This window comes from Shouchella shacheensis, assembly GCF_001484965.1.
Lineage (GTDB): Bacteria > Bacillota > Bacilli > Bacillales > Bacillaceae_D > Shouchella > Shouchella shacheensis.
In genome coordinates, this window is record NZ_LLYY01000010.1 from 47,956 (window position 1) to 71,081 (window position 23,126).

Below are 23,126 nucleotides of genomic sequence, written 5' to 3' on the forward strand. Positions count from 1 at the left end.
GGTCGGAGAGAAAATGATTCTTCCCCGACCTTACGCAGATTTCTACAGATCCGTTACCGCTCCCTTCGAAGCCGACGATACGAGCCTCGCGTACTTATGAAGCACCCCTCGTTTATAGCGCAGCGGCGGCGCGAACCATTCCGCTAGGCGCTGCTGTAATGCCTCCTCGGACACGTCCACCGACAGCTCCTGCGCTTCGCTATCAATCGTCACTATATCGCCCGTTTTCAGCAGACCGATCGGACCACCGACCTGTGCTTCTGGTGCGACATGGCCAACCACTAGGCCATGGGTCCCGCCGGAAAAACGCCCGTCGGTGAGGAGCGCGACCTTCTCTCCTAAGCCTTTACCAACGATGATACCTGTAATCGAAAGCATCTCCGACATTCCAGGACCGCCTTTTGGCCCGCAATAGCGAATAACGAGGACGTCTCCTGCCACAATCTCATGGTTCAACACCGCCTCCGTTGCTTCTTCTTCCGTATCAAACACTTTCGCAGGGCCGGTCATGCTTGAGATTGCAAGGCCAGACATTTTGGCGACCGCGCCCTCTGGAGCAAGATTCCCCTTGAGCACATAGAGCGGGCCAGATGCGCGAACCGGCTCGCTTAACGCACGAATAATTTTCTGTCCTTCCTTGAGCCCTGGCTGTTCCGCTAAATTTTCTGCGAGCGTCTTGCCCGTAACCGTTAGGCAATCACCGTGAAGCAGCCCTGCTTCAAGTAATGCTTTCATCACGGCCGACACGCCCCCGACGTTGTGCAAATCCTGCATCACATACCGACCACTCGGCTTCAGGTCAGCCACATGCGGCACGCGCTTACGCACTTCTTCAAAGTCATCGAGCGTCAACTCCACATCGACGGCATGTGCCATCGCCAACAAATGTAAAAAGGCATTTGTGGAGCCGCCAAGAGCCATGACAACCGTAATCGCGTTTTCAAATGCTTCTTTCGTCATAATGTCTCGAGGGTAAATGTCCTTTCTCAAAAGCTCAACGACCGCTTCTCCTGCTTTTTCCACATCCTCCCGTTTCTCGCTCGATTCAGCCGGATTAGAAGCACTGCCCGGCAAGCTCATTCCCATCGCTTCAATCGCCGACGCCATCGTATTCGCTGTATACATGCCGCCGCAAGAGCCAGCTCCCGGGCATGCGTGGCACTCAATCTCCTTCAAAGACGCTTCGTCGAGATTGCCGGCATTTCTCTGGCCGACGGCCTCAAACACGGAAACGATGTCAAGATCTTTGCCTTCCTTTGATTTGCCGGGGGAGATGGTCCCTCCGTATGTAAAAACAGCGGGAAGATTCAAGCGGCCAATCGCAATCATACAACCAGGCATATTCTTGTCACAGCCACCAATAGCGACGACCCCATCTAGGCGCTCGGCACCGACGACGGTCTCAATCGAGTCAGCGATCACTTCCCGGCTTGGCAACGAATAGCGCATGCCTTCATGGCCCATGGATATCCCGTCAGAGACTGTAATGGTGTTAAAAATTAGTGGCGACCCACCTTCGTTTCTTGCCCCTTTTTTCGCTCCCTCTGCAAGCTGATCAATATGAACATTGCAGGGCGTCACCTCGCTCCAGGTACTGGCTATGCCAATCATTGGCTTCTTGAAGTCCTCATCGCGAAACCCGACCGCGCGAAGCATCGCTCGGTTCGGGGCGCGCTTTTCGCTATCGCTTATGACTTTGCTGCGGATGCGCAGGTCTTTCGATTCATTCTCCATCGTCACTCATCCTTTCTGCTGCTCAGGAAACTGGCAGTGTTCTGACTGTTCTTACTGCTATCCATTTCTTCTACCCTTTTTATAAAAGCACAAAACATGATTACTGGTTCAGATGGGCAACTAACCACTCCCCCTCTTTCCCCGGCGTTTCTCTACTTGTTGATTCTAAGATCCCTTCCATCCTGAACGAATGCGTCAATATGCTTAAGAGGATGATCGTATGGCAGCTGAACTGGTGATCGCAAAAACAATAAGCCATGGATAGTGGACCGCTTCCACCGGATTGGCGCCTGCAATGATCATACCGGTCATCATCCTTGGACGATTTGGGAAGTTCTGTACTGACAACAAATAACAAGAGAATCACCATCGCCATTGTATGATCCGCATCGTTCCTCTTTAGCATTCCTCCAAAGCAAAAAGGCTTGTAGACCTGCCCAGGAAACCATGCAGTCTACAAGCTTAGTTAGGAATTTTTTATTTGGAATCAAACGGGTGGTTTAGCAGTAGCCGCCGCCACCAACATAAGAAGCCCCGATAATAACAAGCAAGATAAACAAGACAACAATTAATGCGAATCCTGATCCAGCTCCGGCTCCGCCTCCAGCTCCATAAGACATTTCGTTTCCTCCTTTCCTATTGCTAATAATAAGATATGAGGAAAGTTAATGATTGACCGGGCTTTTGAGCAGGAGAAGCGGAAAATAAATGGCCATAGAGTGCAGTCCTTAGTCTCTCAAGCTTGAACGATCGAACCCTTTACTTTTACACGTTTAACTATAATACTTGTCAGCTAATTTTTCAGCTGTGCGCGTGGCAAGCGCTTGCGTCGTTAAGGTCGGATTGGGACCTCCAAGTGAATTATAATGGACGCTATTGTCGGCAATGTAGAGACGTTCCACCTGATAAGCTTCACATGACGAATCAGTGACAAAACCCATCCGCATCGTGCTTTCTAAATGAATATATAAATTGGGTGCTAGGTCGCTTCGATGCACGTTGTTCGCCCCTGCTTTTTGTAAAAGATTCGTTGCTATGTTCACTAATTGATCTCGTTTCTTTTCATCTCGTTTGCTTGGTGTATAGTGGACACGTGGGACCGCTCCATGTTCATCTTTAATATGGGGGTCCAACTCCACTCTGTTTCGATACTGCACTTCGTCGCCTGTAATAATGAGAAGACTGAGCGTTTTTCTATAGTCTTTCATGGCGTCTTGCAATTCAGAACCGATGATTCTTCCTCGTCGATTCCATATATCTGAACTAGGTTGACGCTTACGGTGATAGCCTGCTTGACTGAATCCAAAAAGCAGTTGAGCTGTCAAGCCGGGGCTTTCTCCAAGGTTTTCAATCATCCCTAGACCGGGATAATCAAGCCTGGCGCCTGACGTGTGGCCAATAAATGGGTTAATAGCTGAGCTCCCTATGATTTTCATTAACGTTTGCTCATCAAACGTCCCTGTCACCGTGTCCATATAGTGATTCGTCAAGCCTCTTCCTACCCAGGGGTTGCGCGGCAACTCAGAGTTCAGCCAAAGGCGCGGGGTTTCTACACAACCAGCCGCCATGACGACCACGTTTGCGCGCAACTCTTCGATTTCACCTGTCCACGTATCTCGAACTTGAACCCCTACCGCACGACAACCACCGCTCGCCTGCTGCTCTGTTAATACCTTCGTGACAAACGTATTCGGCCTGAACGTCACATTCCCTGTCTTCATCGCTAGGGGGACATAGCTAACATTGGTTGAACGCTTCGCCGTCTTTTCAAGCGTGGGACCATAAGGACATCCTTGCCCGCAATGACCACTTAACGTACATCCTTCCATATGGCTTAGTTCTTCTAAAGAATAGGTAGGGTCCATTAAATGTTCATTCGGGGGCAAGATTGCATTCGGTTGCGGACGGTACCCACTGGTCGTTGCATCTAAGGTTTGATTAAGGGGAAAACCCGCCTTTTCTGCTCCGTAATAAAAAAGTGCTTCTTTCGCTGTCGTCGGCGCAAATTCAACAGGTAATAGGTTTTCCACTTTTTCATAGTAGGGGACGAGCTCATCATATGTGATGGGCCATACGTTATTGATCGCTTGCGGAAACGCACGTGGGGAGTTGGCATAGTAATGAAGGGTGGTTCCCCCAATCCCGGCATTTTGCCACAGCAACGCCGGATCAGGAATGTTCCTGTACCATCGTGTACGTCTGCGGTCAGCCGGGCCCCAGCGGAACTTACCGCTAACGACATCATTCATATCATTTTCAAGTCTTGTCAACTGCCTGCGATAAAGGGAACCATCCAACTCTTCTGGATCAGAACTTTCTGTTGTCTCCCCCCGGTTTTTATTAGGTTCAGGCCATTTTCTATTTCCATACCATGGGCCGGCTTCGAGAACCAGCACACGAATTCCTAGTTCTCCAAGTTCTTTGGCCATAACGGGCCCACCGCCGCCAGCTCCAATGACAATCACATCAGGGTCTGTCTTCATTCGTCCTCCTCATCTCTGCCCATTATTAATAAAAACCCACGAAAATCACGATAACCGAAAGACACACCTGGGTATCCCACCTGTTGCCAACTTAAAGGAAAAGATTCGAGGCGTCGATGATCCGGCGGGTATAAGCGCGTCGAACCGTAAGCCGACCACTCCGAATAATAACCGAACATGGAGAAGCGATTCAGTGCATCGATCACATGTTTGATAAGTCCTGCATTATTTTGATAAGGGGATGGTAGTAAGTAAAGGTCAATGTCGAGCGCCTCTAGTGTAGATAATGTTCCAATTCGATCTTGGCGGGAAAGAAAAGAGAACATCCCCCCACCGGGGAATGACCCATGCGAAGAGGCTTGTGCCTGCTCGGCATTCACAAGCTGCATAGACGCACGATCTAACATAATGGCTGTAGGATAAGCGAGGGGGATGTCGGTGTGATGCAGCTGTTGCTGAATCGAAATGTAGTGATCCAACGCATAGATGATGTATTCATGAACCTCCCTGTCCGAAACACTAAAAAAGTGTCCAGAATCAAACCCGGGTATTGAAGGGAGTAAGGCATCGGTAAGAGCCTGGAAGGTTGCCTGCAGATACTCTTCGGGACGGGTAGAAGGATCGATGATGCTTCACCTCTTTCAATTTTTCTACTACTGTATTCATCCGTTCCCTTTTTTATGACCAACCTCGAAGACTGCCGCCTTTTTTACTGAGGTTACGAGCAGTTAGCACAAAGTCATACGCAGGCCCCTTTGGATAGCGGGGTTCACCTTTCCGCCACGAAAGCTTATAGGTCGCCCCGCATTTGCTTAAATAAAATTGGATTTATCCCGCCAACACTTTGTGTATTTTTTCAATTGCCCAATCTAAATCGGTTTTGCTAATAACCAAAGGTGGCGCAAAACGGATAACCGTTTCGTGCGTTTCCTTACATAAGAGCCCTTCCTCTTTTAGTTGTTCACAATAGGCTCTAGCCGGTTGATTTAACTCCATTCCAATGAATAATCCTCTCCCGCGTACATCGGTAATGATTGGGTTTTGAATGGCCTTTAATTGACCTAACAGATAATTCCCAAGTTCCAGCGAACGTTCCACCAATTTTTCTTCTTCCATCACGTTAAGTGCCGCGACCGACACGGCACAGGCTAATGGATTCCCTCCAAAGGTTGATCCATGAGAGCCAGGTTCAAACACTCCTAGAATGTCTCGATCCGCGGCAATAACAGAAATCGGAAATACGCCTCCACCTAAAGCTTTTCCTAAAATATACATATCTGGTTTTACACCTTCCCAATCGCAGGCAAACAACTTCCCAGAACGGCCTAAACCAGCTTGAATTTCATCAGCGATGAACAACACATTCTCTTGTTTACATCGTTGATACGCTTCGTTCAGGAAGCCTTCTTTAGGAATAATAATCCCTGCTTCTCCTTGAATCGGCTCAAGTAAGAAGGCAGCCGTATTGGGAGTAATAGCTGCCTCCAAAGCGTGTATATCACCATAAGGAATGATTTTTATCCCCGGCAGCATCGGTTCAAATCCCCGTTTGTATTCGTTATTAGATGATAGAGACACCGCTGTCATCGTCCGCCCATGAAAATTATTTTCACAAACAATGATTTCCGCTTGGCTGTCGGGTACTCCTTTTACATCATAAGCCCATCGCCGCGCTACTTTTACCGCCGATTCAACCGCCTCGGCCCCCGTATTCATCGGTAAGATCATATTTTTCCCTGTAAGGCGAGAGACCTTCTCATAGAATGGAGCCAATTGGTCGTTATGAAAAGCTCTTGATGTGAGCGTGATTTTGTCTGCTTGGTCTTTTAGGGCTTGAATGATTTTAGGATGACAATGGCCTTGATTGACAGCTGAGTATGCACTCAGCATATCTAAATACTCGTTTCCTTCTGGATCTTTTACCCATGCGCCCTTTGCTTCGGAAATAACAATAGGAAGGGGTTGATAGTTGTTTGCCCCGAGGCTTTCCGTTTTTTCAATAATTGAAGAAGTGGTTGTTTTCTTCTCTGTCATGTCAGTTCCTCCCTTTTTCTAACCCAAGAGTCAAGCGTGATTTATAGTAGTTTTTTCCCTAATAACGACGTCACTAAAGCAACCGCAACATCTGCCGTTTGGTTTTTATTATCTAGAATAGGGTTAATTTCAACGAACTCTGCAGAAGTGATGAGTTCTGATTCAGCTAACATCTCAAGCGCTAAATGACTTTCTCGGTACGAAATCCCTCCAAGGATAGGTGTCCCTACCCCCGGTGCATCTACCGGGTCAATACTGTCCAAATCAAAGCTTAGATGAACGCCGTCTGTTCGACTTGCTAAATACGCGATCGTTTCTTCAATAATCCTTGTCATCCCTCTTCTGTCAAGGTCATGCATGGTATAGACGTTTATGCCTTTTTCTTTAATGAGTTCTTTTTCCCCCTCATCAATGGAACGTGCACCTATGATTACAACGTTTTCAGGCTTTATTTTCGGAGCCAATCCTCCAAGATTCGTCAAACTCGGGTGTCCTACCCCTATATTTACAGCTAAAGGCATCCCGTGAATATTTCCCGATGGGGACGTTTCTTCCGTATTTAAATCGGGATGGGCATCATACCAAATCACGCCAAGATTTTCATAGTCCTCTCTGAGCCCTGCGATAGAACCAATGCTTATACTATGATCTCCACCTAAAATAAGCGGAAAACTCTGCTGTGCTTCCATTTCTTTGACTTTCTTTCTTAACTCCTCACTAACGTTAAGAACCTCAGGCAAATTCTCTAACTGCCCCGGTTTTGTATCACTTGTTCCAGGTCTATGAATGGGGATATCCCCGTGGTCTTTCACCTCATAGCCCAGCGATTGTATTTCTTCAATTAACCCTGCATACCTCATCGCGCTTGGGCCCATGTCAACCCCTCGGCGCTTTTGGCCTAAATCCATCGGAACGCCTATGACCGATACTTTTTTACATTGTTTCATCAACCTTAACTCCTCTCAGAACAAATACAGTCCAGTGCCAAACTTGTGCCCAATGTATAGATCTATGAAAAAGGCTTTTTTTAGCACTATAATATATTTCATTTTAAAACGCTTTCAATTTGTTTGCAATCATTATGCTGTGATCATTTCTCTACTAAAATAGCAAGCGACTCCTTGAAGCCTAACCTTGCTTAAAACAGCGAAAAATTAGGCTCAAGTTTCTAACAATCACGAATTTTAGCAGATGTGTTTTCTATCGTGTTCCAGAAGAGTGCTCACTCCATCACCTGAATCGCTTTTGCTAGGTCGTAGTCTGCTAAGTTAAGCTCCAGCTCCACGCCAAGTGCTAGCTTAGCCAATTGGCTGCCAAAATACGGACCTGCCGTTAAGCCAGATGCGCCAAGACCATTGGCAATCACTAAGCCACTGTACGGCGGCCACATTCCCATTACCGGAACGGAGTCTGGCGTCACCGGCCGAAAGCCAACTCGTGTTTCTATCCATGTGGCCTCGGCGAGCCCAGGCGCCACTTTTAGCAGCTTTCCGAGCACATCATTGACCCCTCCGGCCGTCACTCGAGAGTCAAAACCTGCATCGTTCTCATGTGTCGCGCCTGCAATAATGTGGCCGCCTCCGAAGGCAAGCAAGTACTGGTTGCCAGGAGGGATGACGACCGGCCAGGCATCTGTCTGTGCCCGAGGCAGATCGAGATGGACGATCTGCGCTTTTTGGGGCCGCAGGTAAAATTGAAGATGGAGCGGCTTTAAGAGGGACTTCGCCCAGGCCCCGCCTGTTAAAATCACTTTGTCTACCCGCCACTCTTGATCTTCTGATCTCACGCCTTTAATCGTCTGCCCTTCTTCAATTAACTTGACATCGGCGTTCACTGTTTCGGCCCCAAGCTTTTTTGCAGCTCGAATGAGCGATTCGCACAGCACCTGTCCCTTTACTCTTGCCGCGCCGCTAATATGAATCGATCCATACGCTGGGTCCAAAGGCGGAAAAAGCGCCTTTGTTTTCTGTGGAGACAGCTTCGTGATGACGCCCATCTCCGGTGCATCTGCCTTCCGTTCTTCAGCAATTTCCAGTACTCGCTCCAATTCTTCCTCTGCATCGTGAAGGCGAATCGCGCCAACCTTCGCGTATCCTGTATTCGTTTCGCCAAGCGCTTCCAATTCTGCAAGCAGCTGTGGGTAAAAGGCCGCTCCTTTTTTAACAAGCGTGTACCAAATTTGATTACGGCGCCTTGTCAGCCACGGACAGATAATGCCTGCTCCAGCTCTTGTTGCTTGCCCAGGCTCCTCACGATCAATAAGCGTAACATGCGCTCCTGTCTTCGCTAAATGATAAGCGGCCGATGCACCTAAAATGCCCGCACCAATGACAATATATGATTTCACTAAAAACACCTTTTCATTTACTTTAATTAAGAGTACCTCTTATTTTAACAGCCCCGGAGCAATTCGAGAAATAAAAATATACTCTTAACTCTCTCGAGGGATTTGCAATACCCTTCATCTTGTGCTATGATAGGAGTAATTATTTTTGTTCGGTGTAAAGGATAGTATGAGTAGTTCTTTTCGTCTTGAGATTCGCTTTGGGCAAGAATAGTAATATATCGTGTGGGAACGCACTAGGAGGCAACAAAAATGGAACAAGGTACAGTTAAATGGTTCAATGCAGAAAAAGGATTTGGCTTTATCGAACGTGAAGATAATGACGATGTATTCGTACACTTCTCTGCAATCCAAAGTGAAGGCTTCAAATCTTTAGACGAAGGACAAAAAGTGACGTTTGACGTTGAGCAAGGGGCTCGTGGAGCTCAAGCCGCTAACGTTCAAAAAGCATAGTTTTAGGTGGATGATAATTAAAACAGGCTCTAAACAGAGCCTGTTTTTTTATGTGTATAAACTCAACATCTCCCCTACTAATCAACGTGTTTATGTTTTATCAGCCTTTCGGTCCAAAGCAGGTCTCCCCTTTCCATCACCCTAATTGCAAGAGATAGATGAGCCCGAACCCAACCCCTGCTAACACAACGCTCCCCAAACATGCGGCATAGAAAACATTAAGCCCTACTTTCTTAAATACAGCCAGTTCGACATTTAAGCCTAATCCAGCCATCGCCATTGCAAGCAATAGGTACGAAACTGTTACCAATACGCTCACCATCGCCTCGGGCAAACTCCCCGTTGTGTTCAGCGCGCTCATGGCAAGAAAGCCAAAAATAAACCAAGGAACAGGCAGCATTTTTAGCGAAAAGTCGTTCTCTTCTTTGGTTCTGTTCTCTTTCTTTTTCACATAGAGACCAATTAGAACCGCAACAGGTACAAGGAGTGCGACTCGTGTTAATTTAACAACGATGGCCATGTCTTCGGATTCTGTCCCACCTGCTGAAGATGCGGCGATTGCATGGGCAATTTCGTGCAGTGTTCCCCCTGAAAGAATTCCAAACTCATGCGGAGTTAGTGGCAGGATTGGATACAGTAGCGCATAGAGGATGGTAAACGATGTTCCGAGAACAGCGATGACTGCAACGCTGACAGCCGTTATCGTTTCCTTTGCTTTGACAAGAGGGGCAATCGCGACAATGGCCGCTGCTCCACAAATGGCTGTCCCGCATGCTGTTAGGAGGCTCAATGTCTTACCCACGTTCAACCACCTTGCCAGCGCATATACGACCGCTAGCGTCATGGCAAGCAGAAGGCCCGCATACAAAAAGACATTCAACCCTGCAGCATAAATATCGGCCAAGTTTAACCTCAACCCTAATAAGATGATGCCAAGGCGTAATACCTTCTTGCTGGAAAACTCAATGCCGCTTCTATACTCGGCTTTCACATTCATTGTATGGTTCCATATAACGCCGAGAACGATCGCCAACACAAGCTGCCCCACAACATCAAAATACGGGAGTTGGGCTAGTAAAGCAGCAACACTAGCGATGATAAGCGTAATCAATATCCCGATATAAAATGAGCGATTCATGGTATTTCCTCCTAGCGCTTTAAGCATACGCCTTCTGTTTCTATTTGTTAAATAAATATATATAATGATATTTATATAAAAAATTAATAATTGAGGTGTAAGAGATGCATATGGAAGAACTAGAGACGTTTGTGACTTTGGTGCGTGAGAAGAATTTTACAAGAACCGCTGCGAAACGAGCATTGTCTCAGCCCACAGTAAGCGTACATATCAAAAACCTAGAAAGGGAATTTTCAACCGCCTTCATTAAACGGACAACAAAGCATGTTAGTCTGACACCCGAGGGAGAACTTTTTTATGACCAAGCCTTGCAAATGAGGGCCTTATATAAGAACCTTCAAGAAACCCTTTATCAGAAAAAGCAGCAAGCATCTGGACTCATTCGCATTGGAGCAAGCTTTACGATCGGCGAATACTTGCTGCCAAAGATTATCGCAAATCTGCATGCCTCTCATGAGCAGTTGGATTTCCATATTACAATTGGCAATACAGATGCGATGATTGAGGCTGTACGCCGCTTAGACGTTGACATCAGTCTAGTTGAAGGGCATAGTCACTCCAGAGACGTGATTCAGACATCGTTTCAGCAAGATCGTCTGGTCATTGTCCGCTCTCCTTTGTTTAAAAAACCTATTGATACGTTGGAGGATCTGCACGATCAGATGTGGGTTATCCGTGAAGAAGGATCAGGTACACGGCAATCGTTTGACCACTTAATTGCAGCTAACGCGATTCGTGTAGGCTCTAGATTTACATTTAGTTCCACACAAGGCATAAAGGGAAGCGTCAGCAGTGGAATGGGGCTCGCCTTGCTTTCAGAGGCAGCGATTCAGGAAGAACTGCATCACGGGACGCTCGAAATCGTCCCCGTCGAGGGGTTGTACGAAAAACGTGCTTTCTCTTATGTGTTAACGAAAGGAACCAAGCCAAGTAGAAATATTGAGTTGCTTTTAGATTATTTGCTTTAAGGAGGTACGCTAGAAAGCTTCACTAGAGAAAAAGGGGGGTGCTTTGCTTCATGAGAGCATAGATGTAACATTATGACAACAACTTAAAAATAAGGAGGACTAATGACAACAAGAGAAGAAAGAAAGCGAAGAACATATGGTCACATCACGGATTGGGTATTTACTATTGGAGAAAGTTTGCTCTTTCTTCCGAGAGTGGCTATTTCTTTCTTCCGAATGCTTTTTCACTAGTTTTTTTGGACAGCCATTTCAACGAGCATACAAAAACTGCAACCCCGCACCTAAAGCAACCAAGCCCCTTCGGCTTGGTTGCTTTCCCTATCACTCCTCCATCGCTTCCATCAACAGATCGACAATATGCACCGCACGCACGTTCTCTGTCAAGCCTTCTCGCTCAATGCCCAGCTTCATTTGCAGCAGGCAGCCGGGATTGGCCGTCACAACCGTATGCGCGTTGGTCGCTTTCACTTTTTCCATCTTTGTATCAAGAATTCTCATCGACATCTCGGATTCGACGATGTTGTAGATGCCCGCCGAGCCGCAGCACCCTTCCGCGTTCTCCATTTCTTGAAGCGTTGCACCTGCAATTGCAGCCATAAGCGTTCGTGGCGCGTCATTCGTGTGCATAGCGTTCTTAAGGTGGCAGGAATCCTGGTACGTAATCGTCTGCGGCTCAACATTTAATCGAACGCGCGTGTGAAAATCGAGCTCGAACAAAATTTGCGTAATGTCCTTAATTCTTGCTGTGAATGCTTTGGCGCGTTCCGCGTATTCGGGGTCATCTTTAAGAAGATGATCGTAGTCCATCAGAAATGCCCCGCAGCCGCCAGCGTTTGTAATGATGTACTCAGCCCCGGTGGCTTCAAAGGCGTCGATATTCCGTTTGGCTAGCTTGGTGGCGCCGCCCTTCTCGCCGCTATGCCCGTGGAGCGCACCGCAGCAATTCTGATTATCAGGGATGACGACGTCGCAGCCCGCTTTTTGTAGCAATGCGAGGGTGGCATTGTTCGTCTCAAGAAACATCGTATCCATTAAGCAACCGGAGAAAAAGGCGACAGTTGCCGCTTTCTCTTCTGCAAGGAAGGTCTCGCTCCTCGCACGCGCTTTTCGCTCTTTGCGCGTTGGCACGATCGGCAACGCCCGCTCCATCGCCTGCATGCTTTCTGGGAAGAGTTTCATAAATCCAATCTTCCGTGCGACGTTCTGCAGACCGCTTCTCTGATATAGACCTAGGAGGTTGACGGCTCCTTCCATGCGTCCTTGATGCGGAAAGAGACCATTGAACACCGTTTTGCGCATCGCTTTGATTGGCAAGGAGTGCTCGTTGTGGTCGTTGAAAATGGCTCGCGCTTCTTCCAGTAGATGCCCATACTGTACACCTGCCGGACAGACGGGCTCGCAGGCACGGCAACCGAGGCAGAGATCGAGCGAGCGTTCCACATCATCATCAGGAGAAATGAGCCCGTCGTGTACTGCTTTCATGAGGGCAATCCTTCCTCTTGGCGACTGAGATTCATCGAAGCCGGTTTCAATATACGTCGGGCAGTGGGGCAGGCAAAAACCACACTGCATGCAGTTGAGGAGCTCGGTTTCATCCATGCGCTCAGCGAAGGACGTCTGGATAGCTTCCTCCCTTTTGGTCATTGTCGCTTTTGTCATTTCGTCACCACCACTCGTTTTCGCGATTCCTTGGCAAAGATCTTGCCCGGGTTCATGATGTTATGCGGGTCGAAGGCTTCCTTGATCGCTTTCATGATCGCGACTCCCTCCTCGCCTAGCTTCCATTCGAGGTACGGAGCTTTCATGACGCCGACGCCATGTTCGCCCGTGATTGTTCCGCCGAGTTCAATCGCCTTGTCAAAAATCGCCGCAAGCGCTTCCTCGACGCGATGCATTTCTTCTTCGTCGCGCACGTCAGTCAGGCAGGTTGGATGGAGGTTGCCGTCCCCTGCGTGCCCAAAGGTACAGATCGTAACCTCATACGTCCTCGCAATTTCATTGATGGCTTTGACCATACTCGCGATTTCCGAGCGTGGCACTGTGGCGTCTTCAAGAATGGTCGTCGGCTTCAGGCGGGCGAGTGCGGAGAGAGCAGAGCGACGGGCCGCCGTCAATGCCTCGGCTTCTTGTGCTGATGATGCAATTTGAGCGGAAAGGGCGTTCTCTTGCAGGCAAATCTCCGCAATTCGTTTCATATCACGCTCAACAATCTCTGCAGGCCCGTCTTGCTCAATCAAGAGCACGGCCTCAACGTCGGTCGGCAATCCCACCCTGGCAAAATCCTCTACCGCAGCAATCGTCGGCCTATCAAGGAATTCAAGGGTAACAGGGATCATTTTCGCTGCAATGATTTTAGACACGGAGCGAGCGGCGGCGTCCATATCTTCATAGAGCGCTAGCATGGTCTGCTTCGCTTCCGGCATCGGAACGAGCTTAAGCGTTGCTTCCGTGATGACAGCAAGCGTTCCCTCGGAGCCGGTGAGTAAACGAGTGAGATCGTAGCCAGCAACGTCCTTTGCGAGCTTGCCCCCGGTGCGAATGATCTCGCCACCGGGGAGGACGGCCTCAAGCCCCAGCACATAATCCCGAGTGACGCCATATTTCAGGCCGCGAAGTCCTCCCGAGTTTTCATTAATATTGCCGCCAATTGTGGAGATCTTCATCGAGCTCGGATCAGGTGGATAAAAAAGCCCGTGTGCCTCTACAGCATGAATCATATCGAGTGTCACGACACCCGGCTGTACAGTTACGGTTAAATTCTCTTGGTCGATATCAAGGATACGGTTCATGTGTTTGAAAAGCAGCACGATGCCCCCTTCTGTCGGCACAGTGCCTGCGCATAAATTCGTGCCAGAGCCCCGCGGGACGATGGGGACGCGCTCTTCTCGGCAAACGCTTACAACCTCAGCCACTTCTTCTGTCGTGCGTGGTGCAACGACCGCGTCCGGCATTGACTGGAAGTTCGGGGTCGCGTCGTACGAATAGACGAGTCGGCCCGCTGAAGAGTCGTCGACGTTCTCGGCTCCAACTACGCGTGCGAGTTTCTTTTTACTGGACGCTGTTAGCATCGCTATTCACCTTCTTCTTTTTTCTATAGTAAGAATACTGGATGAAACGTCCAATTTCTATAGATGAAGATGCAAAATTCACGTTTTTTCTACCGTTAGAATTGGAGGATCCTCCAAAAACGAAAGCGCAAGATAGAGATTCATCACATCGGGGAAATGCTTCATATCGAGGCGCGTTAGCTTCTCCAACTTTTTGATGCGGTAATGAAGTGTATTGATATGGATGTGCAGACTGGCAGCCGTGGATTTCAAAGACTGGTTTTGACGGAAATACTCGGCAAATGTTCGTACGAGCTCATCGTTCTCTGAAACGTTGCCAAGAATTCGCCTAACAAACTCCCTCTTGGTTGCAGCGTTCACTTCTTCGAGGCATAAATCTAGCCGCAAATCTTCCTCAAAGACGATGCCTCCCTCTTTTCGCGCGAGGGCTAGCGCCAATTCGGCCTGTTCATATCCCTTCTGTATCTCTGCACTTTCTACCACTTGGCCAACCCCGGCCGTGAACGTCGATTCCCATGACTCTTTCGTGTATGATTGGAGCCGAGCAAGTTTTCGTTCAATCGCTCCCCGGCTTTCCTCGTCCGACACGCAATGCACAAGAAGCAGCCGCCCGTCGCCCCAAGGAATGAAAATGTCCTCTTCATATGCATCGTTCCAGAGATGCGTCCATGGCCAAACCCCCTGAAACGCGAGATCCTGCTGCTTGGAAACAGCAAGTAGTATCACTCGCCTCAGGGGGTGAAGATCAATATTCAGGACATCGGCCCGTTCTGCAAGCGTCCCGTCCTCCCAGTCTGCATACAACCAATCAAACACAAATGCCTCAAGCATTCTGGAACGCCACTGCATTTGTTCGGAGTAGTAGCTTTCCCGAATGAGCAGCTCGGTCATTTTTCGGAGCAATTCGCCGTAAGGAAGAGTTTGCTCAGGCTCGCCTGTAATTCCGATGACGGCAATAACTTGATTCAAAAAGAATACAGGCAAATTGAGCCCCGGCTTCACGCCTGCTAGACGGTGCTCCTCTTCCCGCGTGATCAGACGCTGTTGCTTTTGAGCCACGCACAGCAACGCCCCTTCATGGAAGGTTCCAATTCGTTCCTTTTCCGTGCTGGCAATAATCTCGCCGTCGACGTTTACGATGATCATGTCTTCATCGAGCAGCTTTTCAACTTCTGATATGATTTTTGTTGCTAATGCGTCTGTGATCAAAATGGACTCTCCTCGAATGGAATTGTTGCCCTCTCGGCCAGCTTGTGGGATTCTTGAATGGCAAAAGAGACCCTAAGTTCGGGAACGTATATTTCCTGCACCCTCTAAAAAAGAACACGCGTCTGTTTACCCTCCGATTCATTTAACCATTCGCTTCATGACATCCATCAGTTCTTGAATCGCTTCATCTTTATTGCCTTCCTTGATGGCGTTGGCCACACAATGATGGGTGTGGTCCTCCATCAAGGCGAGACTCACTTTGTTCATGGCGGACTGAATCGCTGTAATCTGGTGCAAGATGTCCACGCAATATTTATCCTCATCGATCATCTTATGCACCCCTCGCACTTGACCCTCAATTCGTTTCAAGCGATTTAACAGCTGCTGCTTATTGGGCTGGACGGTGCCTTTTTCATGATTAGACATACCTATTCCTTCCTCCTCGTAGTTTGTTCGATATTTTATTCTAAGACATAGTGCAAAGCATTCAACGACCGAGCTGAACGTCATCGCCGCTCCTGCAATCCACGGGGCGAGAAATCCAGCTGCCACAAATGGAGTCGCCGTTGTATTGTAATCGAAGGCAAAGAACAGATTCTGCTTGAAGTTGGCCATCGTCTTGCGGCTGATCATGATGCCCTCGGCCACGCTGTGCAAGTTGCCGCGCATCAGCGTCACACCGGCTGCCTCAATCACAATATCGGTGCCTGTTCCGACCGTCAAGCCAATGGCAGCCACGACTGGGGTGTCGTTGATGCCGTCACCACCTTTTTGCCTTGTGCTTGCAGCTTTTGAATTTCGCACCCGGAAAAAGATATACGCATACCTTCCATGTGTATACACAGAGTAAATTGTAATGCTTCCTTTATAAGATCAGTATATAATACCCCCTATATGTATTTCAAGCATCAATTTTCAAATACTCGTATTTCTGTTATGCTTTTACACTACGGTAAATACCAGAAGCAATGGAGTTTTGTGTAATTCCTTTCTTTATTCTTCAAACATATAAATACCTATACAGGGTAAAAAATTAGTGGGCGAATGCGTACATCAATTTTTTCTAACCCTCCATGTTTGAGGAAGCAAGAGCGGGAGCTGTAGTGTCAACGAAACAGCTCTAACAAATTCACCATCCGTGCCGTTGGTTTGTATACCTCTTCCTCATTCAAACCCAAATCCGCTGGCTTGTCGGAAATTAGAATCGCTGGCAAGCCTGCATTGAACGCCCCTGCAATATCTGTATCTGGATTGTCGCCGATCATCACAGTTCTAACATCTGGGGAAATTCCTTCAAGCGCTTTTTCAACCATCTGCGGATAGGGCTTGCCAATAATAATCGGCTCCACCTTCGTCGACATTCGCAGCGTTTCAAGCATCACACCCACAGCAGGCAGTGGACCGTCAGCACCTGGGAAAGTAACATCAGCATTTGTCGCGATAAGTCTGGCTCCACGGTAAATAAACCCGGCTGCTCGTTGAATGTCTGCAAACGTGATGCTTCCGTCCCATCCAACGACCACTGCCTCAATTTCTCCATTTTCGTCGGTTCCCACGCCTACCTGCTCACATTCCCACTCTAAGTGTTCATCGCTAAGCAAGAAAACATTCGCATACCCCTCCTGCTGCAAATACCGCGCCGTCGCCCACGCTGAGGTCACGACTTCTGTTTCTGTTGCCTCCACGCCAAGCCTCTTCAACTTTTTAGCCACTCGTTCTCGCGTTGTGCACGGATTGTTTGTAATGAATCGAATGGTTTTGCCTTGTTCTCTTAACCGGGCCAGCGATTCCACCGAACCGGGAAGAGCCCGATTGCCTACGTAAATAACCCCGTCTAAATCAAACAAAAACACGTCATACTTGGCAAAAGGCATGCGCTCCTCCTTTGGTGGCTGTCCTCTCTCCGCTGCCCTTCTCTCTTGAATCATTCCATACAACGCTTCACGCTTTTGTTCCGGCAGACGATCAATTTGCCGAAGGATGACGTATATGTCTGCTTCCGAATCAGATATTGCCTCCTTGCTCCCTGCATGGACGATCTTAATTTCAGGAGTTTCTCCGCTGACGGCGTAAATCGTCTCTTTAATCAAATTGTGGTATTGATTTGTTAACCAATCGGACGCAAACACATTCGGTGTCTGAATCGTCCAATTTGAATCGTTGATCTCTAACTGAGTATGCGTAAACCACGTTTGAAAAGATGGTTCACTGATTTCAGCACGAATCTTTACTAATACTTGCTCCCAAATCGAGGATTCTTGCTTCTTCACTCTCGTCACTCCTTCTACGGCTGATGATTTTTAGTGCTTGTCCCCATGCCCTCAGAACCAGTCCTCGTACAAATCTTTTTCTTGATCCGTTAATAAGCCTGACTCGTTCCCCGCTTTTAAAACAAACCACTGGTCATTCACATCAAACGTATGAAATAGGGCCATATTTTTTGTTTTTTTTATGAATATGATCGGTTCATCCATCATAGGGCATGCTTCACTTTTTTCACTGAGCAAAATTTTCTGCCATTACTTCTAGCTCATCCTCTGTTAATTTTTTATGATACAGACGAGGATTTCGCGATTTCGTTTTCGCTCGGCTTCTGATGTGTTCACTTCGCTCTTCTTTCCACACCCCGCTTTTTCCCTCTACATTTTGGTTAAAATTGTACCATACCGAGCTTGTAAAAGGGACTGCTTATGAGTCTTGCACGTAAAAGAAACCTCCTCGAATAATGAGTAGGTCAAAAAATCAAAGAAACGGCAAAAACGTCCATACAAGCCCGATCTTGGCACTGCTTCCTTCTACTGCGAGAAGACATTGAAATGGATTGGTAGAGATTTTTGAGCTTCAAGAGATGACTCATGCCTACGTTGGTTTTCATCTACCAGAAGAGTATATTCTTTGTCCAAAATGTGGATATAATGTCAATAACCATTAAGAAAACCCATTCCTGTTAACAAACCAGGAATGGATTTTCTTTTTTTAACAGACAAGCAATTACCACTCACATTGCACACAACGCTCTCTATGCCATAATAAGCTCAAAAACCCTACTTTACCCTTATTTACCAGTCGTAAACTTACATTAATCTTCTTTTTACTGTTGCTAATTACCCATATATTCGCTAGTCTAATAGACATAACCAGCGAGTGAGCTGGAGAATAGGAGGGATGACTTAGATGAAGAAGCGCGTATTGAGCAAATGGATCGCGAGTTCAGCACTATTGCTAACGGTCGTTGGAAGCTCGACGCTTGTGGCGCAAGCTGAAGATCACACGGGGAATTACATCATAGGCTTTGGGGAAACAGATGAAGCCAAAGCATTCTCTAGTGGATCAAACGAGATGAGCGCTCAAGCGAACGAGATGAATATACAAGTAGAAGAGGAATATGAGCACGTTCCGTATCTTTCTGTTGAACTGGAGTCAGAAGAAGTCGACTCCGTTGAAGCTCTGGAAGAGGTTGAGTTTGTGGAGCCGGATTATCAAGTGCAGGCCTTCGAGCAAGCTATTCCACCCGGGGTTGAGAATGTAGGCGCACTGGTGTCTCATTATCGTGGCGAACTTGGTGCAGGGGCTGACGTCGCCATCATTGATAGTGGAATTGCCGCCCATGAGGACCTAAATGTAGTTGGCGGCGTAAGCTTTGTCGATTCAGAGCCCTCTTATGAAGACAATAACGGTCACGGTACGCATGTAGCGGGAACGGTAGCCGCTCTTGACAACAACCATGGCGTCCTTGGCGTTTCCCCTGCAGCGAATCTTTATGCCGTGAAAGTACTAGGTTCCGATGGCATGGGGCAAAACAGTGATATTATTAGGGGCATTGACTGGGCGATTGAGAATGACATTGACATTGCCAATTTAAGTTTGGGAGGACCTACGCCTTCGCAAGCGTTAGAAGATGCAGTCAATCGCGCAGATAATAGTGGCGTACTTCTCGTCGCTGCAACAGGAAATTCAGGTGCTGGTTCGGTTAGTTACCCAGCGCGCTATGACTCCGTTCTAGCGGTCGGTGCTGTTGATTCTAGCAATCAGAAAGCAAACTTTTCCCAGTACGGGGAAGGCCTGGACATTGTTGCCCCTGGGGTTGAAATAGGCAGTACGTATTTAGGAAACAGCTATCATTCTCTTAGCGGTACGTCTATGGCAAGCCCTCATGTTGCTGGAGTTGCTGCTCTTCTAAAAGGGCAACACCCGTGGCTTTCAAATGATGAGATCCGGGAACGGCTCAAAGAAACGGCAACGCCAATTGGCGACGCCCTCTACTACGGAAGTGGTCTGGTTAATGCAGATGCGGCCACTCACTATTAATGAATAGCTAAATTAGCAAGTAACTCTTTCTTTTATGTTGCCCAATGAGACCTTTGTTCTCATTGGTCTTTTTTAATCGCACAATCTCGAAATTCTCATGAATTGCTCTTCGCCTACATACATATACTTCAAGATTTGATTAAAGGGCGTCGGAAAGGAGAAAGACGATGCAAATTCACGTCGTGCAAGCAGAACAAACCATTTGGAGCATTTCCCAAGGGTACAGAGTCTCTCCTGATTCCATCGTTCAGGCGAACCAAATCCCCGACCCAGGGAGGCTAGTCACCGGTCAAGCGTTGGTCATCCCTGTCAATGGGCGTTACTACTGGGTTCAACAGGGTGATACCCTCTCCGGCATCGCCCAGCGAACGGGGGTGGATGCGGGAAGAATTGCTCAGATTAATGGCTTAAACGTTGACCAGCCGCTTTCTGCCGGGCTAAGGCTTTACCTTCCACCTAGAGACAAAGTGGAAGCTGAGACCAACGCCTATATCGAGCCGACGGGGCAGACGGTGAGTGAGTCTCTTTTAGCTGACGCGAGAGAAGCAGGCCCACATCTCACTTATCTCGCCCCCTTCAGCTATGAGGCCAGAAGAAACGGCACGATGGAGAGACTGCCACTTGAGGGGATACCTGAAGTTGCCAGCGACACCGGGGCTTCGTTAATGATGGTCGTGACCAATCTTGAAGAGGGCGAATTCAGCGGAGAGCTTGGACGCGAGATCCTTCAGAGTTCAGCCGTTCAAGATACGCTGCTTGATAACATCATAGAGGAAACGAGACGGGTCGGGCGCTATACGGATGTCCATTTTGACTTTGAGTATCTTCCAGGGGATCAACGTGAGGCCTACAACAATTTTTTACGAAAAGCAGCCGATAGACTTCGTGCCGAGGGCTTGTTGATCTCTACGGCTCTCGCCCCAAAAACAAGCGCCGAGCAAACTGGTCAATGGTACGAAGCCCATGATTATGCGGCCCACGGAGAGATCGTCGATTTCGTTGTGCTGATGACGTATGAATGGGGCTACTCTGGCGGTCCGCCGATGCCTGTATCCCCGATTCAAAATGTGGAGGAAGTCATTCAGTACGCGCTCTCAGAAATGCCCGCTTCAAAAATTATGATGGGGCAAAACCTCTATGGCTATGACTGGACATTGCCCTACGAACCCGGTGGAGAATTTGCGGAAGCCATCAGTCCTCAGCGAGCCATCGAAGTAGCAAAACAGTATAATGTAGCGATTCAATACGACGAGGAGGCACAAGCCCCGCATTTTGACTATGTTGACGAACAAGGGAGCAGTCATAAAGTTTGGTTTGAAGACGCTCGCTCGATTCAAGCAAAGTTTGATTTGATTAAACGATTGGAGCTCCGGGGGATTAGCTATTGGAAGCTAGGGTTGCCGTTTCCACAAAACTGGTTGTTGATTGAGAATAATTTCAATGTGGTGAAGAGGTAGAAATCGGACTCCCTAAATAGGCCAAACATACCTTTTACGAATGGGTTTTTTTAAGAGGTATGTTTCGGCTTTGTATTTAGCCCTCTGTCCTTCTTACTCTAGCGTTTCGCCCCCTCCTTCCAGCGTTACTGATTCGCTTGCCGCTTCAGATACCGAAACACCTTCCTCCGATCTGAAAACAGCTCGTAATCCAAAGCTCTTGCGACGGAAGCGCTCACGTCCTCGAACAGTTCACACATGGCAAAAAGCGCCTCCCAGATCTCCGCATAGGTTCCACCTGCATATGTAGCCACAAGCTTCTCCCAAACATCCTTCTCAAGGTACGACTCCAGCCACCTCCCATCTTTCCCCGTATTAACTGCGAACTCATTCTTGCTTCCAACCTCCCACTGTAGCATCAGCACAAGCATCTTCCTAACCGGGCCTTCCATCGTCGCCTTGGCGTAAGGCAGCTCTCTCCGCTTCACCCCCTTGGCTACATAAGTCGTCACCCACCAAAACTCGTTCTGACAATCCGAAAATTCCTCTGTCGTGGGCTTTCGCGTGATGTAATCAGAGTCATTCGGATCAGGTAGAACCGGGAAGCGCTCGTCTTTGTCTAGTAAAATCACGCTTAAGCTATCAAACTCTGAAGCTTCGCTCATGTCTTCTGCTGCAAGCAGCGTCAAATCAATGCGATTGCCGTCTTCAAACTGCATCAGATAACTAAAGCCTTCTTCTTCTGCCGGAAACAGCGCCGTCGCTTCAGGCATCTGCATGATGACTCGCTGGCCGAACACATCCACCCAAGAGTGATCAGCCGTAAACGATTCAAGGTCTTGAACATAATACACAATATCGTAGTCCTGAAAGCGATCCTTCTGCACGTTCGGGTTGACTCGCGAACCATTCATCATAACAGCGCGGACCCGCTCATCCTTTTCCGCCGCCAACACAATCAGCCTTAACATTTCCTCCTCTGTTCTCATGGTCCCCTCCTTTATTACAGGTGATATCAACCCTTATGCCCTCACCCTTTCTCTATTCTACCCTATGTCCCTGATTTACACGCATTTTTAAGTGTTGGGCTTCTCTTTTTTTATAAATCTTTGATATTGCATTCAAGCAAAACGCCGGAAGCTTTTTCGGAAATAACCTCCTTGAATAATAGCGGTCAAAGGCCTGTTTCAAATCCCTCCACTGCGTGCAATTTTTCGTTTGTTTAAAACGAGCCACGTCGATGACCTTCATCGTGCCATCCTTCGTCAAAAGCAGATTATGCAAATGAATGTCTGAAGGGTTTAAGCCTTTTTTGCGTGCGAACGCAATGGCCTCATCCACTTCCTTAATGTGCCTGTGATGGACGCGCCGTCCTTCCAGCATGCACTGAAAGAGCGTCTTTCCCTCTATATAATCCATCACAAGATAGGTAGTGCCGACTTCGAAAAGCTTTGGAAAATAGGAGCATCCGTCAAGCCTGTCGTAGATCTCAGCCTCAAGCTTGGCCAGATGCTCAAAAGGAGAATAAAATATTTTGATCGCCTTGTTCGCATGCGGAAGCTTAAAGACATAGGCACTTCTTCCGCTGCCAATCAGTTGCAAGCGGTGATCGAAGGCTTTAAGCTCTCTTTTTCCTTTGCTGAATGAAAACTTCACACTATCAGCAAAAGCTTTGTATTCTTGATGTTCAACCACAGCAGCAACTTCCTTCATCCTCGTCCACCTACCTCTTGTTCTGCCCTTTCCGCTTTGCGATTTCTTTTTGAATGACTGGCCATACATGCTTCTTAGCCTCACGTAACCCTTGTTTCACGGCCCTGCTCTTTAGCAACTTCGATATCTTGGACACTTAAGGCCCTCCCTTGTTAACCCAAAGAAAAAGAGACTTCACCCAGTGGCAAAGTCTCCGATAAAAAATAAAAGAGACCTTTGCCCGTACAATGATGGCAAA

At 47.9% G+C, this 23,126-nt stretch carries 21 protein-coding genes and 2 pseudogenes; 4 read left to right on the top strand and 19 right to left on the bottom strand.

Features of this window, described 5'->3' with window-relative positions:
- Window positions 1-42: 42 nt before the first annotated feature.
- The 8 genes and pseudogenes from ilvD to AVZ68_RS11985 form a co-directional block, all read right to left on the bottom strand.
- Window positions 43-1,734 (bottom strand): dihydroxy-acid dehydratase, encoded by a 1,692-nt coding sequence (gene ilvD / locus AVZ68_RS11955; protein WP_059104796.1) that lies wholly within the window; start codon window positions 1,732-1,734, stop codon window positions 43-45.
- Window positions 1,735-1,938: 204 nt separating this feature from the next.
- Window positions 1,939-2,055: pseudogene (locus AVZ68_RS21065) on the bottom strand (ABC transporter permease); the annotation flags it as partial.
- A 179-nt stretch (window positions 2,056-2,234) separates the two neighbouring features.
- Complete coding sequence (locus AVZ68_RS19870; protein ID WP_082676553.1) at window positions 2,235-2,354, bottom strand: YjcZ family sporulation protein; 120 nt, start codon at window positions 2,352-2,354, stop codon at window positions 2,235-2,237.
- Window positions 2,355-2,507: 153 nt separating this feature from the next.
- Window positions 2,508-4,217 (bottom strand): GMC family oxidoreductase N-terminal domain-containing protein, encoded by a 1,710-nt coding sequence (locus AVZ68_RS11965; RefSeq protein WP_059104798.1) that lies wholly within the window; start codon window positions 4,215-4,217, stop codon window positions 2,508-2,510.
- Complete coding sequence (locus AVZ68_RS11970; protein WP_059104799.1) at window positions 4,214-4,696, bottom strand: hypothetical protein; 483 nt, start codon at window positions 4,694-4,696, stop codon at window positions 4,214-4,216. The genes AVZ68_RS11965 and AVZ68_RS11970 overlap by 4 nt, the downstream gene beginning before the upstream one ends.
- 349 nt (window positions 4,697-5,045) lie before the next feature.
- On the bottom strand, window positions 5,046-6,251 hold the full coding sequence (locus AVZ68_RS11975) for an ornithine--oxo-acid transaminase (protein WP_059104800.1): 1,206 nt from the start codon (window positions 6,249-6,251) through the stop codon (window positions 5,046-5,048).
- A gap of 41 nt (window positions 6,252-6,292) precedes the next feature.
- A complete protein-coding gene (gene rocF, locus AVZ68_RS11980) occupies window positions 6,293-7,198 on the bottom strand; it encodes an arginase (protein WP_059104801.1) in 906 nt (301 codons plus the stop codon).
- Between the two features lie 275 nt (window positions 7,199-7,473).
- The gene (locus AVZ68_RS11985; RefSeq protein ID WP_059104889.1) at window positions 7,474-8,598 is read right to left on the bottom strand and encodes an NAD(P)/FAD-dependent oxidoreductase; all 1,125 of its coding nucleotides are present in this window, start codon (window positions 8,596-8,598) and stop codon (window positions 7,474-7,476) included.
- Between the two features lie 249 nt (window positions 8,599-8,847).
- On the opposite strand from AVZ68_RS11985, the gene AVZ68_RS11990 reads away from it, so the two are divergent.
- The gene (locus AVZ68_RS11990) at window positions 8,848-9,048 is read left to right on the top strand and encodes a cold-shock protein (RefSeq protein ID WP_059104802.1); all 201 of its coding nucleotides are present in this window, start codon (window positions 8,848-8,850) and stop codon (window positions 9,046-9,048) included.
- Between the two features lie 136 nt (window positions 9,049-9,184).
- Here the strand turns inward: AVZ68_RS11990 and AVZ68_RS11995 are convergent, their stop codons facing one another.
- Window positions 9,185-10,186 (bottom strand): YeiH family protein, encoded by a 1,002-nt coding sequence (locus AVZ68_RS11995; RefSeq protein ID WP_245628123.1) that lies wholly within the window; start codon window positions 10,184-10,186, stop codon window positions 9,185-9,187.
- 110 nt (window positions 10,187-10,296) lie between these two features.
- On the opposite strand from AVZ68_RS11995, the gene AVZ68_RS12000 reads away from it, so the two are divergent.
- Complete coding sequence (locus tag AVZ68_RS12000) at window positions 10,297-11,154, top strand: LysR family transcriptional regulator (protein WP_245628124.1); 858 nt, start codon at window positions 10,297-10,299, stop codon at window positions 11,152-11,154.
- A gap of 321 nt (window positions 11,155-11,475) precedes the next feature.
- Here the strand turns inward: AVZ68_RS12000 and AVZ68_RS12005 are convergent, their stop codons facing one another.
- From AVZ68_RS12005 to AVZ68_RS20265, 7 genes and pseudogenes are all read right to left on the bottom strand, one after another.
- On the bottom strand, window positions 11,476-12,813 hold the full coding sequence (locus AVZ68_RS12005) for a (Fe-S)-binding protein (RefSeq protein ID WP_437182692.1): 1,338 nt from the start codon (window positions 12,811-12,813) through the stop codon (window positions 11,476-11,478).
- On the bottom strand, window positions 12,810-14,222 hold the full coding sequence (glcD, locus tag AVZ68_RS12010; RefSeq protein WP_059104805.1) for a glycolate oxidase subunit GlcD: 1,413 nt from the start codon (window positions 14,220-14,222) through the stop codon (window positions 12,810-12,812). The genes AVZ68_RS12005 and glcD overlap by 4 nt, the downstream gene beginning before the upstream one ends.
- Before the next feature lie 78 nt (window positions 14,223-14,300).
- Window positions 14,301-15,431, bottom strand: a complete 1,131-nt coding sequence (locus AVZ68_RS12015) for a CdaR family transcriptional regulator (RefSeq protein ID WP_059104806.1) — start codon at window positions 15,429-15,431, stop codon at window positions 14,301-14,303.
- A 138-nt stretch (window positions 15,432-15,569) separates the two neighbouring features.
- Window positions 15,570-15,857, bottom strand: a complete 288-nt coding sequence (locus tag AVZ68_RS12020) for a metal-sensitive transcriptional regulator (RefSeq protein WP_059104891.1) — start codon at window positions 15,855-15,857, stop codon at window positions 15,570-15,572.
- A gap of 66 nt (window positions 15,858-15,923) precedes the next feature.
- A pseudogene (locus AVZ68_RS21150) lies at window positions 15,924-16,231 on the bottom strand (heavy metal translocating P-type ATPase); the annotation flags it as partial.
- A 306-nt stretch (window positions 16,232-16,537) separates the two neighbouring features.
- Complete coding sequence (locus AVZ68_RS12025; protein ID WP_059104807.1) at window positions 16,538-17,701, bottom strand: HAD-IIA family hydrolase; 1,164 nt, start codon at window positions 17,699-17,701, stop codon at window positions 16,538-16,540.
- Between the two features lie 51 nt (window positions 17,702-17,752).
- Complete coding sequence (locus AVZ68_RS20265) at window positions 17,753-17,905, bottom strand: hypothetical protein (RefSeq protein WP_218970843.1); 153 nt, start codon at window positions 17,903-17,905, stop codon at window positions 17,753-17,755.
- A gap of 700 nt (window positions 17,906-18,605) precedes the next feature.
- Between AVZ68_RS20265 and AVZ68_RS12030 the strand changes: the two genes are divergently transcribed.
- Both AVZ68_RS12030 and AVZ68_RS12035 read left to right on the top strand, forming a co-directional pair.
- Entirely contained in the window at window positions 18,606-19,739 is a 1,134-nt protein-coding gene (locus tag AVZ68_RS12030) for a S8 family peptidase (protein ID WP_059104808.1), read from the top strand.
- 167 nt (window positions 19,740-19,906) lie between these two features.
- Window positions 19,907-21,196, top strand: coding sequence for a glycosyl hydrolase family 18 protein (locus AVZ68_RS12035; RefSeq protein WP_059104809.1), 1,290 nt, complete (start codon window positions 19,907-19,909; stop codon window positions 21,194-21,196).
- A 125-nt stretch (window positions 21,197-21,321) separates the two neighbouring features.
- On the opposite strand, the gene AVZ68_RS12040 is transcribed toward AVZ68_RS12035, so the two are convergent.
- From AVZ68_RS12040 to AVZ68_RS20905, 3 genes are read right to left on the bottom strand one after another with little or no spacing between them, the layout of a single operon-like run.
- Entirely contained in the window at window positions 21,322-22,164 is an 843-nt protein-coding gene (locus AVZ68_RS12040) for an aminoglycoside 6-adenylyltransferase (protein ID WP_059104810.1), read from the bottom strand.
- 52 nt (window positions 22,165-22,216) lie between these two features.
- On the bottom strand, window positions 22,217-22,888 hold the full coding sequence (locus AVZ68_RS12045; RefSeq protein WP_059104811.1) for a hypothetical protein: 672 nt from the start codon (window positions 22,886-22,888) through the stop codon (window positions 22,217-22,219).
- Between the two features lie 10 nt (window positions 22,889-22,898).
- Window positions 22,899-23,024, bottom strand: a complete 126-nt coding sequence (locus tag AVZ68_RS20905; RefSeq protein ID WP_281176620.1) for a hypothetical protein — start codon at window positions 23,022-23,024, stop codon at window positions 22,899-22,901.
- Window positions 23,025-23,126: the final 102 nt, after the last annotated feature.

Excerpts from the sequence above, each read along its gene's own strand:
- ilvD (WP_059104796.1), bottom strand. The coding sequence starts at position 1,734 with ATGGAGAATGAATCGAAAGACCTGCGCATCCGCAGCAAAGTCATAAGC.
- AVZ68_RS19870 (WP_082676553.1), bottom strand. The coding sequence starts at position 2,354 with ATGTCTTATGGAGCTGGAGGCGGAGCCGGAGCTGGATCAGGATTCGCA.
- AVZ68_RS11965 (WP_059104798.1), bottom strand. The coding sequence starts at position 4,217 with ATGAAGACAGACCCTGATGTGATTGTCATTGGAGCTGGCGGCGGTGGG.
- AVZ68_RS11975 (WP_059104800.1), bottom strand. The coding sequence starts at position 6,251 with ATGACAGAGAAGAAAACAACCACTTCTTCAATTATTGAAAAAACGGAA.
- rocF (WP_059104801.1), bottom strand. The coding sequence starts at position 7,198 with ATGAAACAATGTAAAAAAGTATCGGTCATAGGCGTTCCGATGGATTTA.
- AVZ68_RS11990 (WP_059104802.1), top strand. The coding sequence starts at position 8,848 with ATGGAACAAGGTACAGTTAAATGGTTCAATGCAGAAAAAGGATTTGGC.
- AVZ68_RS11995 (WP_245628123.1), bottom strand. The coding sequence starts at position 10,186 with ATGAATCGCTCATTTTATATCGGGATATTGATTACGCTTATCATCGCT.
- AVZ68_RS12000 (WP_245628124.1), top strand. The coding sequence starts at position 10,297 with ATGGAAGAACTAGAGACGTTTGTGACTTTGGTGCGTGAGAAGAATTTT.
- AVZ68_RS12005 (WP_437182692.1), bottom strand. The coding sequence starts at position 12,813 with ATGACAAAAGCGACAATGACCAAAAGGGAGGAAGCTATCCAGACGTCC.
- glcD (WP_059104805.1), bottom strand. The coding sequence starts at position 14,222 with ATGCTAACAGCGTCCAGTAAAAAGAAACTCGCACGCGTAGTTGGAGCC.
- AVZ68_RS12020 (WP_059104891.1), bottom strand. The coding sequence starts at position 15,857 with ATGTCTAATCATGAAAAAGGCACCGTCCAGCCCAATAAGCAGCAGCTG.
- AVZ68_RS20265 (WP_218970843.1), bottom strand. The coding sequence starts at position 17,905 with ATGGATGAACCGATCATATTCATAAAAAAAACAAAAAATATGGCCCTA.
- AVZ68_RS12030 (WP_059104808.1), top strand. The coding sequence starts at position 18,606 with ATGAAGAAGCGCGTATTGAGCAAATGGATCGCGAGTTCAGCACTATTG.
- AVZ68_RS12035 (WP_059104809.1), top strand. The coding sequence starts at position 19,907 with ATGCAAATTCACGTCGTGCAAGCAGAACAAACCATTTGGAGCATTTCC.
- AVZ68_RS12040 (WP_059104810.1), bottom strand. The coding sequence starts at position 22,164 with ATGAGAACAGAGGAGGAAATGTTAAGGCTGATTGTGTTGGCGGCGGAA.
- AVZ68_RS12045 (WP_059104811.1), bottom strand. The coding sequence starts at position 22,888 with ATGAAGGAAGTTGCTGCTGTGGTTGAACATCAAGAATACAAAGCTTTT.